General features: G+C 37.9%; 19 protein-coding genes. 4 read left to right on the forward strand and 15 right to left on the reverse strand.

Annotation, left to right across the window (positions count from 1 at the left end):
- Nucleotides 1-33: 33 nt before the first annotated feature.
- On the forward strand, nt 34-1,602 hold the full coding sequence (locus tag ACIP9C_RS12155; protein ID WP_401010921.1) for a PucR family transcriptional regulator: 1,569 nt from the start codon (nt 34-36) through the stop codon (nt 1,600-1,602).
- A 138-nt stretch (nt 1,603-1,740) separates the two neighbouring features.
- Here ACIP9C_RS12155 and ACIP9C_RS12160 read toward each other — a convergent pair whose 3' ends face one another.
- Entirely contained in the window at nt 1,741-2,532 is a 792-nt protein-coding gene (locus ACIP9C_RS12160) for a carbon-nitrogen family hydrolase (RefSeq protein ID WP_401010923.1), read from the reverse strand.
- A 626-nt stretch (nt 2,533-3,158) separates the two neighbouring features.
- Between ACIP9C_RS12160 and ACIP9C_RS12165 the strand changes: the two genes are divergently transcribed.
- The 3 genes from ACIP9C_RS12165 to ACIP9C_RS12175 all read left to right on the forward strand — a co-directional run bounded on the left by ACIP9C_RS12165 (nt 3,159) and on the right by ACIP9C_RS12175 (nt 5,862).
- Nucleotides 3,159-3,857 carry a polysaccharide deacetylase family protein gene (locus ACIP9C_RS12165; RefSeq protein ID WP_401010925.1) on the forward strand — a complete coding sequence of 233 codons (699 nt, stop codon included), beginning with the start codon at nt 3,159-3,161 and terminating at the stop codon, nt 3,855-3,857.
- 262 nt (nt 3,858-4,119) lie between these two features.
- On the forward strand, nt 4,120-4,533 hold the full coding sequence (locus ACIP9C_RS12170) for a hypothetical protein (protein ID WP_401010927.1): 414 nt from the start codon (nt 4,120-4,122) through the stop codon (nt 4,531-4,533).
- A 159-nt stretch (nt 4,534-4,692) separates the two neighbouring features.
- The gene (locus ACIP9C_RS12175) at nt 4,693-5,862 is read left to right on the forward strand and encodes a pyridoxal phosphate-dependent aminotransferase (protein ID WP_401010929.1); all 1,170 of its coding nucleotides are present in this window, start codon (nt 4,693-4,695) and stop codon (nt 5,860-5,862) included.
- Between the two features lie 57 nt (nt 5,863-5,919).
- On the opposite strand, the gene ACIP9C_RS12180 is transcribed toward ACIP9C_RS12175, so the two are convergent.
- From ACIP9C_RS12180 to ACIP9C_RS12245, 14 genes are all read right to left on the reverse strand, one after another.
- Nucleotides 5,920-6,771, reverse strand: a complete 852-nt coding sequence (locus ACIP9C_RS12180; protein WP_401010931.1) for a MetQ/NlpA family ABC transporter substrate-binding protein — start codon at nt 6,769-6,771, stop codon at nt 5,920-5,922.
- Nucleotides 6,772-6,791: 20 nt separating this feature from the next.
- Nucleotides 6,792-7,460, reverse strand: coding sequence for a methionine ABC transporter permease (locus ACIP9C_RS12185; RefSeq protein WP_401010933.1), 669 nt, complete (start codon nt 7,458-7,460; stop codon nt 6,792-6,794).
- A complete protein-coding gene (locus tag ACIP9C_RS12190) occupies nt 7,453-8,463 on the reverse strand; it encodes a methionine ABC transporter ATP-binding protein (protein ID WP_401010935.1) in 1,011 nt (336 codons plus the stop codon). The genes ACIP9C_RS12185 and ACIP9C_RS12190 overlap by 8 nt, the downstream gene beginning before the upstream one ends.
- Nucleotides 8,464-8,711: 248 nt before the next feature.
- Nucleotides 8,712-9,911, reverse strand: coding sequence for a glycine C-acetyltransferase (locus ACIP9C_RS12195; protein WP_401011255.1), 1,200 nt, complete (start codon nt 9,909-9,911; stop codon nt 8,712-8,714).
- A gap of 233 nt (nt 9,912-10,144) precedes the next feature.
- On the reverse strand, nt 10,145-11,221 hold the full coding sequence (locus ACIP9C_RS12200; protein ID WP_401010937.1) for a nucleotide kinase: 1,077 nt from the start codon (nt 11,219-11,221) through the stop codon (nt 10,145-10,147).
- 335 nt (nt 11,222-11,556) lie between these two features.
- Nucleotides 11,557-12,189 (reverse strand): YczE/YyaS/YitT family protein, encoded by a 633-nt coding sequence (locus ACIP9C_RS12205; RefSeq protein WP_401010939.1) that lies wholly within the window; start codon nt 12,187-12,189, stop codon nt 11,557-11,559.
- 132 nt (nt 12,190-12,321) lie between these two features.
- On the reverse strand, nt 12,322-12,816 hold the full coding sequence (ybaK, locus tag ACIP9C_RS12210) for a Cys-tRNA(Pro) deacylase (RefSeq protein ID WP_401010941.1): 495 nt from the start codon (nt 12,814-12,816) through the stop codon (nt 12,322-12,324).
- 24 nt (nt 12,817-12,840) lie between these two features.
- Complete coding sequence (locus ACIP9C_RS12215; protein ID WP_401010943.1) at nt 12,841-13,635, reverse strand: putative metalloprotease CJM1_0395 family protein; 795 nt, start codon at nt 13,633-13,635, stop codon at nt 12,841-12,843.
- A 351-nt stretch (nt 13,636-13,986) separates the two neighbouring features.
- Nucleotides 13,987-14,559: a VanZ family protein gene (locus ACIP9C_RS12220; protein ID WP_401010945.1), complete on the reverse strand. Its 573-nt coding sequence runs from the start codon at nt 14,557-14,559 to the stop codon at nt 13,987-13,989.
- A 132-nt stretch (nt 14,560-14,691) separates the two neighbouring features.
- Nucleotides 14,692-16,230 (reverse strand): acyl-CoA carboxylase subunit beta, encoded by a 1,539-nt coding sequence (locus tag ACIP9C_RS12225; protein WP_401010947.1) that lies wholly within the window; start codon nt 16,228-16,230, stop codon nt 14,692-14,694.
- A gap of 24 nt (nt 16,231-16,254) precedes the next feature.
- On the reverse strand, nt 16,255-17,040 hold the full coding sequence (locus ACIP9C_RS12230) for an enoyl-CoA hydratase (protein WP_401010949.1): 786 nt from the start codon (nt 17,038-17,040) through the stop codon (nt 16,255-16,257).
- The gene (locus ACIP9C_RS12235; protein ID WP_401010951.1) at nt 17,037-17,954 is read right to left on the reverse strand and encodes a hydroxymethylglutaryl-CoA lyase; all 918 of its coding nucleotides are present in this window, start codon (nt 17,952-17,954) and stop codon (nt 17,037-17,039) included. Before ACIP9C_RS12235 ends, ACIP9C_RS12230 begins: the two co-directional genes overlap by 4 nt.
- A gap of 12 nt (nt 17,955-17,966) precedes the next feature.
- Nucleotides 17,967-18,179, reverse strand: coding sequence for an acetyl-CoA carboxylase biotin carboxyl carrier protein subunit (locus ACIP9C_RS12240; RefSeq protein ID WP_139860471.1), 213 nt, complete (start codon nt 18,177-18,179; stop codon nt 17,967-17,969).
- Nucleotides 18,180-18,380: 201 nt separating this feature from the next.
- Complete coding sequence (locus ACIP9C_RS12245; protein ID WP_401010953.1) at nt 18,381-19,739, reverse strand: acetyl-CoA carboxylase biotin carboxylase subunit; 1,359 nt, start codon at nt 19,737-19,739, stop codon at nt 18,381-18,383.
- Nucleotides 19,740-19,742: the final 3 nt, after the last annotated feature.

Genomic DNA, 19,742 nt, shown 5'->3' on the forward strand with positions numbered 1-19,742 from the left:
ATATACAACACGAACTTTGATTGGAGGGCTTCGATGAGTCAATATAAGCTTCAGGTAAAGGATGTATTAGAGAATGAATACTTTAAAAGCGCCGAGGTCGTTGCAGGCAAGAATGGGTTATTACGTATTGTAAAATGGGCTCATGTTATTGAAATTGTTCAAGTTAATAATTTCCTAGCCGGGGACGAATTAGTTTTAACGACGGGGATTAGTTTACAGCATCATATTGAGGACTTTATCTTTTTCGTAGAGTCTCTAATTGAAAAAAACTGTGCAGCACTTTGCATAGAATACGGCACCTATTTACAAACAATTCCAGAATCTATTCTTTCACTGGCTAACCGCCATGACTTCCCAATCATCGTTTTTCATGAGACAGTGCCTTTTGTTCGGATTACACAGGATTTACATAGCCAGATCATGAATCAACAATATTTTATGATTTCTTCCTTAGAAACTTACTCACAAACTTTAAACAAAAACGCTCTTTTAGGACAAACTGTCGATGACATTTTGCAAACACTTTATCAAGCGTTACGTACACAAATCATTTTTTCTATTAAAGGTCGGGACGCTATCTTTTTCCCAAATATGCCTTTAGCGAAAAGACAGCATTTATTAAAGATGCCAAAATCAGCAACACAATTTAAACATGAGCCTATTTTTATTGTCGATCAGCATTATGCGGATTTAACCCTTTATCGGGCAGATGGATTATTCTCAGAATTTGAATTACTTATTTTAGACCGTACGGCGACGGCACTAGCCCAGCTTTTAATGCGTGAATTTTATATAGAAGAGAAAAGAGATATTGAGGATGCAACGATTTTAGCGGATTGGATCGATCACAAGCTGACGAAAGAGGAAATCTATAAATTTATCGTGTCCCATCATTCTAACTTTACTTATTATAGTAGCGCGGTGTTTATTTTATCTTCACCTTATACAATCATGAAAGTACAAGAGGATATTGTGTATAGCAAGCTTTATTATCGAAATCTATTTGAACAAAATGGTTTCATCCCCTTTTTATTTGAAAGAAAGAGCTATGTGATATTCATTCTACTCCATACAAAAGATTGTAAAGCGAGTCGCGATTTATTAAATACGTTATTTTCTACGCTCCAAAAAACGGATTTTTATAAAAAGCAATTGTCGCAAGGATATCAGCTAGCGATCGGTAAGGTTGTTTCGGATGTCGAGGAAATTCCGAAGAGCTATCAAACAGCTTTGGAAACATTGTATATTTGTCGCAAAGTTCAAACGACATCGTTTTTTTATGATGACTTGCACTTATACCACCTTATTTACAAATTACAAATGCAAGTGGATTTGCAAGAAGTCATTCAAGATTATTTACAGCCTGTTATTGAATATGATAAAAAATATAACAGCAAGCTGCTAGAAACGCTCCGAGTTTATTTACAAACGAATGGCTCAAAACAACAAACTGCCAATCAATTATTTATTGTACGGCAAACACTTTATCATCGTTTAAAGAAGCTTGAAAGTTTGCTAGGTGAAAATTTTATGAAGGGTCACAATCGTATTACACTTGAGTTTATGTTACTTGCCAGTTCACTAATTGAAGATAAAACATAAAATGCCTAAAATTGTTTGAGTGCCTGGCACTTAACGTAAAAATCCACTTCGCTTTCCGCGCAGCACTTTGTAAGCCGCAGGAGTCTTCGTGGATTTTTACTTGGATATAGAATTCAGAATTGTTTGGGTGCCTGGCACTTATTTCTCAACAACGCCGCTATACAATCCAGGTCTACGGTCATCATAAACTGGAATTCTTCCTCGTACTTCATCGACAATTGAAAAATCAACATCAATAACCGCTACTTCCTCATCGTCTGCACCAACCCATAATACTTCTCCCCAAGGCTGAATAACCATAGATTGTCCATTAAAGTTTTCTACCTTGTTGGCAATACGATTAACAGCAATGACAAAGCATTGATTTTCAATTGCACGTGCCTGTAATAATGTTTTCCAATGGTCAATACGAGGTGTTGGCCATTGTGCTGGTACGAATAGAACCTTTGCACCATCTAATGCATGCGCACGTAACCATTCTGGAAAACGAATATCATAGCAAATTACACCCGCCGCTTTAATATCCCCTAATGCAAAGCGGTTCATTTCATCCCCCGCCTCTAAATATAGATGTTCATCCATCAAACGGAATAAATGTGCTTTACTATATTCGCCAACTTGCTTTCCTTCCTTATCAAACGTATACATCGTATTGTAAAATTTATCGCCCTTCTTCGTAGCGACAGAGCCCCCCACAATATGTACACCAAGTTCGATTGCTAAGCCTTGTAGAAACGCCTTTGCTCGCTCTCCGTCTGTATCTGCAAGTTCAGCTAATTTTTCAAGCGCGTAGCCAGTATTCCACATTTCCGGAAGTACAATAATTTCCGCACCTAAACTTGCGGCTTCGCGTATTTTTTCTTCAGCTCTCGCGAAGTTTTCTTCTACTTTGCCAAATCTTACGTTTAATTGAATACAACCTATTTTCATTTTTAATTCCCCCATCCATTAGTAAAAAAATAGTTTTATAATTCAAGACACAAGTAATTCCAAACGCTTCCAAAAAGCATATAGCTTACAACATTACACTTTTCTATTATCCCATTATATCATTGAGTGATCTTAGCTTGTCGATGATATGAAGATAATAGATTTCGCACAATATCCATCATTTAATGTCTTGTTAATTGCTTATAATACAATAAATATACATATTTATCGTTTAATGACAACAACAATTAATACTGATATACTTATTTCATACATAGAATTAATAGTAAACGGTTTCTAGGCAGTCCCTTTTAAATCATTATCAAGAAGGAAGGTATCATTTTTATGGAAAGCGCATTTTTCGTTTTTTTACCTCTCTTAAGCTTATTAATCTACATAGCTCCAGTTGTTTTTGTCATTTGGTTTCTCCTTAAATTTCTTAAAATACAACAAGAGCAATTACAAATCCTTAAAAGTATTTCTGATAAGTTAGATAAGCAATAAAAAAGATGGGAATCCCCATCTTTTTTATTTTTCTAACTAACTCTCATCAGGCTAAAGGGAAAGCAGATTTTTAAGAGAATAATAAACTGTATAAAAACTTCTAGTTGGAAAGAAGGGTCGTTATGAAAAGGAAAGCAATAATAATTGCGGCAGGATTTCTGTTCGTTTTCCTCTTATTACTAGGCGCATATAAATTAATGAATTCTAGAACATATCAATTGTTCGGAAATATAACGGATGAAGTAGCAACAACTCAAAAAATGGTTGCGTTGACTTTTGATGATGGACCAACAGATAACGTCAATATGATTTTGCCACTATTAGAAAAGTATCATGCCAAAGCGACCTTTTTTCTAATTGGTGAAGAAATTGAAAAACACCCAGACGAAGCAAAGAAAATTGCAGAAGAAGGACATCAAATTGGCAATCACACGTATTCTCATAATCGTATGGTTTTCAAAACCCTTTCCTACTACAAGGATGAAATTGAAAAAACAGATCTATTAATTCGAAATGCTGGATTTAAAGGCGAAATCGATGTTCGGCCACCTAACGGAAAAAAACTTATAGGCTTCCCGTATTACTTAAATAAACATAATCGAGACACGATAACTTGGAATCTCGAGCCAGATAGTTTTTACGACTCGGCTTCAGACAAAGTGAATTATGTGAAGGAGAATGTTACACCTGGTTCGATTATTTTAATTCATCCAATGTATGATAATACCGATAAAGTGCTTAAAACAATTGAAGGCATTTTACAAGAGCTTTCAAATGATGGCTATACATTTGTTACTGTGGATGAACTTCAGGATTTATAAAACATATGAGATAGCTTAAAGAGACTGAATTTGAAACTAATGCCCTCATTCTACTCATCTCTATAACAATTGATGATGAGCTAATTAAAAATAGTCTTTTAAGAATAGTCGGCGCATTTTTTTATTTTCTTTAGTACTAATACATTACATAGACAATTCCATCCCGATAAGTACAAAAAAAGACCAAGGTAGCAATTAAACGTATTTTTAAAAATAATCCTCACAAAATAAATTAGAAGTGAAAAAACGAAAGGAGATATTTGTGAAAAAATTAATATTTAGCGTCATTGCTACTTTATTTATTTCTAATTCGATATCATTTAGCGATGTAGTTAACGCTGAAGAAAATGCGAATTACTCTACAACAGAAAAACAATATGAATATACCCTTAAATATAATTACGCAGAGATTTATACGTTATTAAAATTGACTGAGGTGGAGTTTAATTTATATTGGCAACAAGGGCTTTCTATTGCAGAAATGGCTGAAAAACAAGGAATTGAAAGAAGTGTATTAGAAGAATATTTTGTAACTTTCCATCACAAAGTTCTACGAGAATGGCAAATACGTGACGAAGTACCTGAACATCTTTACTTCACACAAGTTTATCGATTAAAAGATGAAATTAACGAATTTATAGATCGTAATCCAAACAAAGACCAGGCTCAAAAATAATTGAGTCCTGGTCTTTGCCTTCCGAATAAGTCTCTTTTTAGTCTTCTTCTTACGTTTTTTACCCTTGATAAAGAAAGACTATAGACAATCTATTGAAAAAGTAATAGTATTTGCAACATATCTATAATAATTATTATATTCTGAAAAAGGTGAGCATACATGGAATTATCGAATAAACTACAGCAACTCCCAACTCAATTTTTTGCCGCACTTGTTCAAAAGGTCAATGCAGCACTAGCGGAAGGGCGCGACATTATTAATCTTGGTCAGGGCAATCCTGACCAACCGACTCCCCCACACATTATTAAAGCGCTTCAAGAGGCTGCAGAAAACCCACAGCATCATAAATACTCCCCATTCCGTGGTATTACTGAATTACGCCAAGCTGCAGCTGCGTTTTATAAACGTGAATACAATGTGGATATTAATCCTGATACTGAAGTAGCCATTTTAGGTGGAACGAAAATTGGTCTTGTGGAACTCCCAATGGCTGTTTTAAATCCTGGTGACACAATGCTATTACCCGATCCAGGGTATCCAGATTATTTATCTGGTGTTGTATTAGGTGAAGTTCAATATGATGTGATGCCACTTTTTGCAGAAAATGATTTCTTACCTGACTATGATGCATTGCCCGATGAAGTAAAAGAAAGAGCTAAGCTTCTTTACTTGAATTATCCGAACAACCCTACTGGTGGAACAGCAACACGGGAATTTTTCGAAGAAACAGTAAGCTTTGCTAAAGAGCATCAAATTATCATAGCACACGATTTTGCCTACGGTGCGATTGGCTTTGATGGCAATAAACCCGTTAGCTTCTTGCAGGCAGACGGTGCTAAAGATGTCGGCATTGAACTGTATACATTATCAAAAACCTATAATATGGCTGGCTGGCGCATCGGTTTCGCAGTCGGAAATGCTCAAATTATAGAAGCTATTAATCTTATTCAAGATCATTTATTCTGTAGCCAATTTCCCGCTATTCAGCAGGCAGCAGCTGTCGCTTTAACTTCTTCACAAACTTGTGCTCAGGAACTTAACGCGACATATGAGCGCCGTCGAAACGTCCTAATGGAAGAAGCCCATCGTATTGGTTGGCAAGTAACAGCTCCAAAAGGTTCGTTTTTTGCATGGCTCCCAGTTCCATTAGGTTTCACAAGTGAACAATTTGCCGATTTATTACTTGATCAAGCTGATATTGCAGTAGCTGCTGGCAATGGCTTTGGACAGTTCGGTGAAGGCTATGTACGTGTCGGCTTACTCGTTAGTGAAGAACGTCTACGAGAAGCTATTGGCCGTATTGAAAAGCTTAATCTATTTAAGCTATAATTTACTAATATAGAATAAGAAGCACTCGCCATATGACGAGTGCTTCTTATTTCTTTATTATTTACGATTTTCCATCCACTCTGGTTTACCAAAGCCTTTGAAGTCTGCGTCAATTACTTCTTCAAATTTAGCCGATTCTACAATTTCAACTAGGTCCTTTGATAATTGTGAATCTTTGTTATCAGCCTTCACTGCAATAACGTTACGGAATTGGTCAGGCATGTTTTCTAAAAATACTGCATTTAGTAAATCTAATCCCGCTGCTAATGCGAAGTTACCTGGTACTCCTGCTAAATCAACACTTTCTACTGTACGCGGAAGTGCTGCAGCCTCAATCGGTTGGAATACTAAATTTTTGTCATTTTTCACTACATCTTTTTCTGATGCTTTTAATTCTTCGATGCTAGGATCAATCTCGATTAAGCCTTGCTCCTGCAATGATAATAATGTACGTGCTGCATTTGAAGGATCATTGGCAATTGCCACTGTTGCACCATCTGGAATGTCATCGATTGATTTATATTTGTTTGAGAAAAAGCCCATTGGCGCTGTCGGTACAATAATTAATGCTTCTAAATCCATGTTGTTCTGCTCTTCAAAGTTTTCTAAGTATTTCGTATGCTGAAATAAGTTCGCATCAATATCGCCATTATCTAAAGCTTTGTTTGGTTGCACATAATCACTGAATTCTACTAATTCAACTTTGTAACCTTTTTCTTCAAGCTGTGGAATAATTGCTTTTTTAAGCATATCACTATAAGGCCCTGCTGTTGCCCCTAGTTTAATAGATTTGCTTTCCCCTGCTGCATCTGAACCCTTTTTTGAATCGGATCCTTTGTCGCTTGAACCACATGCTGCTAAAACGACAGCAAGAATGATTGTCAAAAATGCTAGTAATGATTTTCTCATCTTTTCTTTCTCTCCTCTTCTTATCTTTTATCAATTGATTTTGCAAACCAGTCGCCAGCAATTTGTATCGCTTGCACGAGCAAAATTAATATCGCAACGGTAGCAATCATAATTGTATTATCATAACGATAGTAGCCGAATCGAATAGCTAAATCACCGATACCACCGCCACCTACTACGCCTGCCATAGCAGAGAAAGCAACTAAACTAATCACTGTGACTGTCATTGCTTGAATAATGCTCGATTTTGCTTCGGGAATTAAAACATCTTTAATAATCATCCACGGTGTTGCTCCTACCGCTATTGATGCTTCAATAACACCTTTATCAATTTCACGTAATGACGTTTCCACTAGTCGTGCAAAAAATGGAATGGCTGCAACCGATAAGGAAACACTCGCAGCAATCGGCCCAATTGTTTGTCCAACAAGTAATTTCGTTAATGGGAATAACGCGACCAATAAAATGATGTATGGAATCGACCGAATAAAGTTCACCGCAAATCCGAATACACTTTTAATTAAACGATTTTCCCAAAATAGCCCCTTATCCGTGACAAATAATAAAATACCAAGCGGTAAACCTACCACGATCGACACAGAAAGTGAGATGCCAATCATAATAATCGTTTCCTGAAAGGCTTTCAAAATATCCGGGATCATCTCCATAAAATGCGTTACATCAAACATGCTGAACCACCTCCACAATAGCACCACGTTCGGTCATATAAGCAACAGCTTTCGCTAACTCACTTTCCTCACCTTGTAGCTCCATTAAAAAAATACCAAGTGGTCGTTCTTGTATGTATTCAATTGTGCCATGAAGGAAATTCCCTTTTACGTAAAAACGTTGCATTGTGTCTGCAATAACACCTTCACCTGCTACATTTCCTTTAAATAAAATTTTAACGATTTGACCATGTACATCTTTTAAAATCGTTTCAGGAATATCAAAAGATACAACACTACTAATAAATTCCTGTGTTAATACTTTTTGAGGGCTAGCGAAAATATCATATACTTCACCTTCCTCTATGACTTTACCATCTTGCATTACAGCCATGCGATTACAAATTTCCTTCACTACATCCATTTCATGTGTAATAAGAACAATCGTAATACCTAACTTATTATTAATTTCCTTTAACAGTCGTAAAATTGACACTGTTGTTTTAGGATCGAGTGCAGATGTAGCTTCATCACAGAGCAACATCGCTGGATTGTTTGCTAAAGCTCTTGCAATTCCTACTCTTTGCTTTTGACCACCACTAAGCTGCGCAGGATAAACATCCCTTTTTTCTGCTAAATCGACCATTTTAAGCAATTCGTCCACTCGTGCAGGAATATCAGCTGCTGGCATATTCGCTGCCTTTAGGGCAAAGGCTATATTTTCGCCTACTGTTTTTTGGCTTATTAAATAGAAGTGTTGAAATATCATCCCTATTTTTAAGCGAGCTAAACGTAGTTCATTTCGTGATAGCTTTGTTAAATCCTTACCATTAATTAATATTTCACCGCTAGTAGGTCGTTCGAGTAAATTTATACAACGTAAAAGCGAGCTTTTGCCAGCTCCCGAATAACCTACAATTCCGAAAATATCGCCACGATTAATTGTTAAGGATACATCGTCAACACCGACAACCTCTTTTTTCTTTGAGCTATAAACTTTTGATACATTACGAAATTCGAGCATTTTGTTCTCCTTACTCAATTATTCAATAGCAATTATAACCTACTATTTCAATATGCTTTATAGAATAGTTCGAATTATGTTATTTGTCAATCTCTTTTGACAATCTATCATATCACCGATTATTTAAATTCCGATTAAATGGTTATAACTTTAGCAATATCTCGAATTTTCGCAGTAAAACGATACGTAATATAAAAATAAAAGAAGGCACTTCCTGTTCAATTTGAACAAAAAGTGCCTTATATTCCTTATTGAATTACGCCTAGTTCACGACCTACTTTTTCATAAATCGCCAATGCATTGTCTAGCATTTCCTTTGTATGAGCTGCTGTCGGCATATTACGAACACGGCCAGTGCCTTTTGGAACTGTTGGGAAAACGATTGATTTTGCATAAACGCCTTCCTCAAATAATCGACGCGAAAACGCTTGTGTCAGCTTTTCATCACCAATAATACATGGTGTAATAGGTGTTTCAGATTCACCGATATTAAAGCCTAATTTCGCTAACCCTGCTTTTAAGTAATCGCCATTGTCCCATAGCTTATCATGTAGTTCTGTTGAATCAATAAGCATTTGTACTGCTGCAGTAATAGCAGCTACATCACCTGGCGGTAACGCTGTTGAGAATAAAAATGGACGAGAACGGACTTTCAACCAGTCAATCAGATTTTTCTTGCCGGCAACATAACCACCGACTACACCAATTGCCTTTGAAAGTGTACCGATTTGGAAGTCGATTTCTTTTTCTAGACCGAAATGTTTTACAGTGCCCTTCCCTTTGCCTGTAACACCTGATCCATGTGCATCATCGACATAAGTAATTAAATCAAACTCTTTAGCAATTTCCACGATTTCCGTTAGTTTGGCGATATCACCATCCATTGAGAAGACACCATCTGTAATGACCATCACTTTATTATACAAACCTGATTCTGTAGCTTCTTTTGCTTTTGCGCGTAAGTCGTCCATATCTGAGTGATTGTACGCAATGATTTTTGCACGCGATAAACGGCATCCATCAATAATAGATGCATGGTTTAATTGGTCTGATAAAATTGCATCGTTTTTATCCATAACAGCTGAAATAGCAGCCATATTACAGTTAAAACCTGATTGATAGGAAATGGCTGCTTCAGTTCCTTTAAATTCTGCAAGCTTTTCTTCTAATTTAACATGTAGATCAAGTGTGCCGTTAATTGTACGAACAGCACCTGCACCCACACCATATTTTTCTGTTGCTTCTTTAGCAATTTGCTTTAATTGCTCATTTGTTGCTAAGCCGAGATAGTTATTTGAGGAAAGATTAATAAGGTTCTGACCTCGAACCTGAATAACTGGCCCATTTGCGCCTTCTACTGCGTCAATTTCATTGTATAAGCCTTGATCACGTAAGGCTTGTAAGTTTTCATCTAAAAATGCATTTAGTACTTTTGACAAGAGTATCATCCTTTCTACGATTAGTTTTGTCTCGGCGTCATAATATTCGGATTTTAATTTATGCATGCATCCTACAATCCAAAATCCAAAGCTTTTGCCAGAGGCATTATCTTCATTCATCTTGCTTTTGACAGCCATGCAAATAAGGGGTCATTTGCATCAATTTCGCTTTAGCAAGTAGCTATTGAATAAAGATCGACTAGTCTACTCATAGTGTAGCATAAGCAACCAATTAGAATAAATTACTTTGCTAATCTTTCAAATAAAGGAGCCGTTTTTTCACGCCAAATTGCTGTCGATAAACATTGATCCATTAGCTGGCGAATTGTTTTCTCCGCTTCTGCATAACGCGTCGCATAGCCGATGGCATCTTGCATTGCACTTTTATAGTTTACGCGGATTTCTTCAATTTCTGCTTCTGCTTCCTCGGACAAAATACAATGTTGCCCCATATCGAAAATTTCATCCCCTAATCTTCCATCCTGTGGTTCAAATACATGTGGTTCTGTACTATCAAATATACAAAAGTTTAATTCTGGAACGATGACCATATCCACTGAACCAGCATCTAAGCCACACCAAACAATTTGTGCATCTAGCCCTCTTGCATTTGCCTCATCAGCCAATCCTTTCATTAATGAGGATTTGCCTGTACCCGGCTTGCCTTTTATCATCAATCTTCTCGCTAAATTTTTCGTCATACTATCTACTGTATTTTCTGCGCCTCGAGGTGTAAGTGTTCCTAACAGTCTATGTGTCCGTCTGCCTGTTTTATTTAAAACGATGGATTGAAAAATATTCGACTTTAAGTTTGTAACTTGTTCATCTAACGCTTGCCAGTTCATGCAGCTTTGCGTAACAATCTCCCAGTCATCATGTATTTTTTTTGCGATTTCAAGCATTGTAATACACTTCTCGCGCCACAATTCCCGCTCTTTTATTGCCACAGCTAGCTTTTCGCCAATCTCTTCAAGTCGGTCTTCTTCTAAGCAATCATAAAAGGACAGCACACGATGCTTCGTACCAAATAAAGTTGGTTCAATCCCCCACTGTGAAGACCAAACATAGAGTCGATTACAGCCTCGAATAAATACCCCTTCTATTACGTTCTCTAACAAAGCGTGTTGAAACCACTCAACCGCAAAGCCCTGTTTTACATAATAATAGCCGAGCTCTTTCAGAAGTTCTGATCCTTTATATGTTGATGGGCCTTGCAGAACGTAAACTAGTTCCGCTTCATCCATCATTTCTTTATATAAATGTTTAATTCCTTGCCCAGTAAGTGCGTGTCCAAAGTAATAGGTCACATTTCCGTTCAATGTCGCTCCCCCTTTTTTTATGCCATGACATTATATGAACAATCACATAAAAAGATGAAAGGGGTGGCTAATTGTTTGAGTGACTGGCACTAATTGTGTGCGTGCCTGGCACTTGGCATAGACACCTGGCATAATACAAGCTCCTTACATCGTAAAAATCCTCTTCGCTTTCCGCGGGCACAATATAAGCCGCAACCGTCACTAACGTGCCGCCTGTTGCGTCTTACGTTTTGTGCCGTTCCCGCAGGAGTCTTCGTGGATTTTTACTGGGGTATTAATAAATATTACTAGCACAATTCAGAATTGTTTGAGTGACTGGCACTTAAAATGAACACTTAAAATGGTTTGATGCCCTCCATACTTCCGATACATTTCATTAAAACTTTCCGACAATACGGTAAGGAAAATTGCACAATATACCCAGATGTTAATGCAATAACGACAGTACCAACACCGACTGGGCCACCGAGCAACCATCCGAGAATGGTCACGAGAACTTCAATGCCCATACGTGCTGTTTTAATCGTCCCTCCAAACCTTTCAACGAGTATCATCATTAAAGTATCACGTGGACCTGCCCCCATATTTGGTGCGATATACATTCCACAGCCGAAGCTTAAAACAAATAAACCTAGGACAAAATAGGTTATTTGTAAACTATAAATATCAGTTGAAGGCAACAGCCAATTAAACACATCAATAAATGACCCGATAAGTAGCATATTTAGCCATGTACCTATTTTGGGCCACTGCCGTAATACAATCGAGGTTGATACTACAATTAAAAGTCCTGTTAAAATGGACCAAGTTCCTATTGTTAAGCCGAAATTTAGAAATAACCCTACATGTAACACATCCCATGGGCTTGTTCCTACAATTTTCCCCTTGATTGACATAGTAATTCCTAATGACATAATCATCATCCCCACCACAAAAAACACCCAGCGCCATCCTGTGACTTTTCGCATTTCACTATCCTTCTCTCTATGTATGATATTGCTTTAACTTTATCATCATTTCTACTTCGAAAGCTCAGTTTTCGCTAATAATTAAAATAATCTGAACATAAAATTTCCCCAAATAAAAAAACTACCCAAGGATTACTCTTGGATAGTTGTGATTGGAGCAAGTTGTGCCTTAGTCACTGCAAGTAAATCATCTAGTTGAACGTGCATTTGCATACCAATTTTCCCTGCACTAACAATAATACTTCCTTGCGCACGCGCAGATGCATCAACAACCGTCGGATACAGCTTTTTCATGCCGACCGGTGAGCATCCACCACGGACATAGCCTGTATAACCAAGTAGCTCCTTAACTGCTAGCATCTCAATCTTTTTCTCACCAACGACTTTAGCCGCAGCTTTTAAATCAAGCTCCTCCGCAACTGGTATGACAAAAACGAAAAGCTTTTGGGCGCTCGCCTTTGCCACTAATGTTTTAAATACCGAAGATACAGGATGCCCGATTTTCCCAGCTACTGACACCCCATCTACTTGACCGTCACCTGTCTCGTATTCTAAAACATCAAATTGTATTTTTTGTTGCTCTAATAGTCTAATTGCATTTGTTTTCGTATGCTTCGCCTTTGCCACAATTAAAATCCCCTATCTATACCATTAAGCTGTCATTGAAAACGTCGAGTTGTCTCCATATAGATAGCCGCTTTTTGCCATTTGAATATGCGTAGCATATTTTGCAGACGCTATTTTAAATGTCCGTGCTTTCAATGCCTCATCATAACTCTTACCGAAAATTGTATCTGCAAATGGGTCCAAATTCAATTCCTTTGAAAATCGTTCTGGCACCTTTACATCAATTGTTTCCGGAGCGTAAGGCGGTTCAAGCTCGTTAAGTACTGTTTCATCTAGCTCTATACCATTGATATCCACCTGAATTTGTTGCATTTGAGCTTCTGCACTAGCCACTATACGTAAATCCTGTGGAGACGGAACTGTTGGTGTTAGAGCAGCACTTCGAACCTGCTGTAAAATGTGCAATGTGTCCACGGCCTCAGTATCATCCGTATTAATTTTTGCTTCAGACAAATCATCTAATCGGTCATCTGATGCTTTTAGCCATGATGAAGAAGACGATTCTCCAATATCACTGCCGATTGTTTTATATGCTTGTTCATGAGCTCTTACACTTTTTTCAGTTTGTTGAAAATCATGAATCATCGCCTGTTGCTGTGGCGTTACTTCCTTAGATTCCTCTTTATGTTGCTTATATAAATCTTGATCTTGGCGGCCTAACAATAGATTTTCGAGCTCTAGCAATATTGGGTTTTTTTCTGGTTGAAAGTACTGTGCATTTTTTCGATAAGCGTCACCAGCCTCTTTGCGCTGAAGGATTTTCTTACGGTTATAATGAGCGGATTGTCTTTCTTGCTCTATCATGTTTGATAGTTTCATATCCATCACCTCGACTTTCTTTTTAATATGCAAGTTTAATAGTAAATATGAACAACTCTCTATTAACTATTTTTACTCAAACTAAACGGTTTCTTTACTTTTATTATCGGAATTTTCTCTCTTAAATTCAAGCAAAAATTACTACTAACCTCCTAAAGAAACAATACAAAAAATTTTATATAGGTAAAAACACCTTGTTAATAAGAGTGTTTTTATTGTTATTACATTTCTTTATTACTTTTTAATTCATTTTCATCAAAATTTATCACATTAAACACTTGTAAAATAGTGTTTTTAGCTAATAAAAAAACAGCCCATTAATAAATGGACTGTTTCTTCTATAATCGAATTTTACGATCGTTTTTTGGGCATGATAAGCACACATTTATAAGCTAAGTATCCAAACCATGCGCCTAGCGTATTTAAAATCAAGTCATCAACATCTGCAGAACCAACCGTAAAAATAAACTGTACGGTTTCAACAGCAAGGCTAGAGAAAAAACCTATACAAATAATAACCCATGCCTTTCGAAACTTCTTTGACAGTAGTGGTAACAAAAAGCCCATCGGTGTAAATATTAACAAATTGCCTAATAAGTTTACGACAATCAAATCTAAATTAAAATATTGTGAGTAGTTGATATAACGTAAAATCGTCTCAAACGGTATAAAATTTGTCGTTACTCGCCAGCTACTATAATCAAACAAACCAATCTCATTTAAAGAATAATCGCCTCGGAACAACATAATACAAACATCAACTAAACGATTAATCACTAATTTATAAAAGGCAATAATTGTGTAAAAACTAAAAAACACCCAGCCTATTACTTTAAGCTGCAAATAATACGTATCAATCCACGCTCGAAATGGTAATGGTAGCTTGGCATCACCTTGTATACTAGATATATTATTTTTTGCCATGCTAATTCACCCACTTCCTCTTATCCATCCCATATTTTAATATGTCTGACCGTGCTCATGCAAGGGGTGAAATATATCAAAAAATGCACACCAGCATAAACTGGGTGCATTTTTTTGATGAAGTATTTCTTCTTATACTGGATTTACACCATGCTTCCGTTGAGAGAATAACAAGTATTTAGACATATACAAGTCCAAACGTGTTTCCAGTGCCTTCCGTAAATCATTTGGCTCAATGACATCATCAATAATTAGCTCAGATGCTAAGCGATAAATGTCAATTTCCTCTTGATATTCTTTTCGTTTTTCCGCAATAAAGCTTGCTTGTTCTTCTTTTGGTAGTTCGGCAATTTTATTGGCATATACTGCATTTACAGCTGCCTCTGGACCCATTACGGCTATTTGTGCGTTCGATAACGCAATACAGCAATCAGGCTCAAAAGCAGGACCTGCCATTGCATAAAGCCCTGCACCATACGCCTTACGTACAATTACAGTTAGTTTTGGTACAGTTGCCTCGCTCATTGCAAAAATCATCTTCGCGCCATGACGAATAATGCCCGCCTTCTCAACTTGTGTGCCAATCATAAAGCCTGGAACGTCTACAAGGAAAATAAGTGGAATATTAAAGGCATCACATAATGAAATGAATTTTGCCGCTTTGTCAGCTGAATCGTGGAACAATACGCCGCCCTTAACACGTGGTTGGTTAGCTATAATTCCAACTGATTGCCCGTTAATGCGTCCAAGCCCAGTTATTAATTCTGATGCAAATAATTTTTTTACTTCACAGAAAGAATCTTCATCAATCAACCGATCTATTAATTGATACATATCAAAAGGCGAGTTTTGATTTTTAGGAATTAATTCTTCAATTGATTTTTCAAATGTTGCAGGTGGCTTCGGTGCTTCCACTTTACTACGCTCAGCATAGTTATTCGGGAAATAGCTCAAATATTTGCGTGCATAGGCAATAGCTTCCTGCTCTGTTTTTACAAGAACATCACCACAACCAGAAACGGAGCAATGCATTTTAGCGCCACCCATTGTTTCTAAATCTACCTTTTCACCAATGACCATTTCTGCCATCCGGGGTGACCCTAAATACATGGATGCGTTACCTTCCACCATCACCACAATATCAGAGAATGCAGGAATATAAGCGCCTCCCGCTGCAGAAGGACCAAACAATAAGCAAATTTGCGGTACTTTACCAGAAAGTTTTACTTGATTGTAGAAAATACGTCCTGCTCCACGACGTCCAGGGAACATCTCTAACTGATCTGTTATACGTGCACCTGCTGAATCAACTAAATAAAATAATGGACAATTTAACTTCTCCGCCGTTTCTTGAATACGAATCATTTTTTCCACTGTACGTTTTCCCCAAGATCCCGCTTTAATCGTCGAATCATTGGCTAAAACACATACTGTACGACCATGGATTTTACCGATACCTGTAATAACGCCATCTGCTGGTAAATCACCTGCTAAACAGTTTGCATATAGTCCATCTTCAGATTGAAGACCATCATCTAATAATAATTCTAGTCGCTCTCGGACAAATAGCTTGCCTTGTTGTGCATTTTTATCGTGATATTTCGGCAGACCCCCTGCTAAAATTTGTTCCTTCATCGCATTTGATGTATTTTCTGTGGATATATTGCTCATGTCCAATTCCCCCTTTGCAGTCCATTACTTTCCTGAGTATTGCGGTGCTCTCTTTTCTTGGAAAGCTTGTAAGCCCTCTAAGCGATCTTCAGTTGGAATAAGTGCACTATATGCAAGTGATTCGATTTTCAAACCTGTAGCTAAATCTACTTCAACACCATTATTAATGGCGTTTTTCGCCTGAATTAATGATAGCGGCGCATTTTTCGCCATTTCACGTGCAAGCTGTTGCGCTCTTTCTTGCACTTCATGCCCCTCATATACATATTCCACAATACCAAGGTGTTTCGCTTCCTCGGCATCGATTCGACGTGCTGTATAAATTAGTTCCTTCGCTTTTCCAATTCCAATAAGTCGCGGTAAGCGTTGTGTCCCACCTGCGCCTGGGATAATTCCAAGTGAGGTTTCAGTAAGACCTACTTTGATATGTGTAGCTGCTATGCGTAAATCGCAAGCTAAAGCGAGTTCTAGTCCTCCCCCAAATGCAACGCCGTTTAAAACAGCAATAACAGGTTGAGCTAATGACTCTACTTTTGCAATCGTTGCTCCGATTAAATGCACAATTTGCTTTACTTGTTGATCGGACATCCCTTTACGCTCTTTTAAATCTGCTCCTGCACAAAATGCCTTTTCCCCTGCACCTGTTAGTAAAACAACACGCACTGCTGGATCAGCATTTATTTTATCTAGCGTAGCACTAAGGTCGTTTAATAATTGTACTGACATGGCATTTGCAGCTTCCGGTCTAAAAAGTGTAATGAGCCCTATATTACCTGGTAACAAATCAAACTGAACGAGTTGTTGTGTCACGTGACATTAGCACTCCCTTCATTACGAACAATGGCCATTTGTTTAGACGCAACGTCCTTACCTAGCTTTTGTTCTATAAATAGTACCGCTTCTAACAGCCTTTGCATATTAACGCCTGTTTCGATGCCCATTCCTTCTAATAGATACAACAAATCCTCTGTAGCTACATTACCTGTTGCTCCTTTCGCATAAGGACAACCGCCTAGGCCACCGAGTGCACTATCAAATTTTGTAATACCCATTTCTAATGATTTCATAATATTGGCAAGCGCTGTACCACGCGTATCATGGAAATGCATCGCAAATTTTTCAGCCGGATATCGCTTTAACAGCTCTTCTAAAAGATGCTCAACCTGCGTCGGTACTCCAACGCCGATTGTATCTCCTAACGATATTTCATCAACGCCCATTTCCAATAATTTATCTGTTACTTGTAAAACCTTTTCTGGGTGTATGTAACCCTCATAAGGGCAACCAATTACCGTTGAGATATAACCACGTACATGTTTATTTGCGGCCTTTGCTCCTTCAACGACTTCCTTCATTATTGGAAATGTATCGTGGATCGTTTTATTGATATTTTTTTGATTATGGCTTTCACTGGCAGACATAAAAATGCTTGCTTCATCGATGCCCGCTAGCAATGCACGTTCTAGTCCTCGCATGTTTGGCACAAGGGCCGCATACGTTATGTCCTTTTCTCGCTTAATAGCTTGCAGCACTTCTACTGCATCTGCTAATTGAGGAATCCACTTCGGATGGACTAAAGACGTTACTTCGATATAATTTAATCCCGTCCGACTAAGTAAATTTACCAGCTGTACTTTATCTGCAGTAGCGATGTGTACCTTTTCGTTTTGCAAACCATCACGAGGTCCAACTTCCTTTAACGTAACATGCTTTGGTAATTGCATAGAAATGCCTCCCTATTCAATTTCTAAAATATCATCGTCAACGTTAATGAAATCGCCTTCGTTCGCAATAATTTTTGTTACAACGCCGTCCTCTTCTGCAGCAATCGGAATCTCCATTTTCATTGACTCTAAAATTGCTACATCTTGCCCTGCTGTCACTTTATCGCCTTCTGCCACTACGATTTTCCATACTGTTCCTGCCATGCTCGCTTTTACTGTTGCCATATAAATCCCTCCAAATAGTTGGGTGTATTTGTTTCAAGTGACAAACGTATCACTCAAATCAACACACATATTTTCATTTTTTAATGCATGCGTACTCGCATATGCTTTGCATAAGCCCCCCAGTATGAAAACATCGATCGTAATCACGAGTCTTTTGTTTATAAGCTCGTTGCTACGAATGTCCATGTTATGAACTTATCCTTATTTTGTTTCTGTTAATTGTGGTAAATAAAATTCCTCGACAAATTTCGTTGTTGTATGCCCTTTTAAAAATTGCTCATGGGTTACAGTTTTCAAAAGCATTGGTATATTGGTTTGAATTCCTTCAATTTTGTATTCTTTCAATGCTTGTATAAGACGCTCACACGCAATTGCTCGCGTTTCCCCCCACACTACTAATTTGCTAATCATTGGATCATAGAATGGCGTCACAGTTGAACCTGCTTCTACACCACATTCATGTCGAATTCCCTCACCTATCGGCAATACAAGATCTGTAATTTTGCCTGGAGACGGGAAAAACGTTGTAGGGTTTTCTGCATAAATTCGTACCTCAATGGCATGCCCTTGTTTGTCAATGCTGTCTCGTGTAAAGCTTAATGGCTGTCTCGCCGCTACTTTCAATTGTTCTTCTACAAGATCCAATTTCGTTATTTCTTCCGTTACTGGATGCTCTACTTGTAAGCGCGTGTTCATCTCTAAGAAATAGAAATTTTGCTCTGCATCTACTAAATACTCTATCGTTCCTGCATTTACATAACCGATATGCTTCACCGCTTGCACAGAAGCTTCTAGCATTCGTGCTCGCGTTTCCTCAGAGATAAATGGAGATGGCGCCTCCTCCACCACTTTTTGATTGCGTCGTTGAATTGAACATTCTCGTTCAAATAACGGAACGACATTGCCCTCATAATCCGCGATAATCTGTACTTCTACATGATGTGGATTGACTATGAAACGTTCCATGTACATCGTGCCATCACCAAAAAATGATTGTGCACGCTTCTGATTACCCTCAAATGCTTTCTCTAACTCCTCAGCATCTGACACGAGTTGCATGCCAATGCCACCACCACCAGCGGAGGCTTTCAGCATAATGGGGTAACCTAAACGTGAAGCGATTTCAACTGCTTCTGAAACATCCTTGATAGGCGTTTCAACACCTTCTACAATCGGCACACCTGCAGATTTCATCGTCTTTCGAGCTTCCAATTTACTTCCCATAGACGCAATTACTGTATCACTAGGTCCAATAAATACTAGACCAGCGTCTGTACAACGTTTTGCAAAATCAGCGTTTTCCGAAAGTAAGCCGTATCCTGGATGTACAGCGTCAGCCCCGCTTTCTTTTGCAATTTCAAGAATGCGCTCAATATTTAAATAGCTTTGAACAACAGGCGGCTTACCAACGCAGTATGCCTCGTCAGCATCTTTGACATGTAAACTTTCAGCATCCGCCTCCGAATATACCGCAACCGTTTGAATATTAAGTCGCTTACATGTGCGAATAATACGTCTAGCAATTTCACCACGATTTGCAATTAATACTTTCTTAAACATTGT

This window comes from Lysinibacillus sp. NPDC093210 (genome assembly GCF_044753985.1).
In the GTDB taxonomy this organism is placed as follows: domain Bacteria; phylum Bacillota; class Bacilli; order Bacillales_A; family Planococcaceae; genus Lysinibacillus.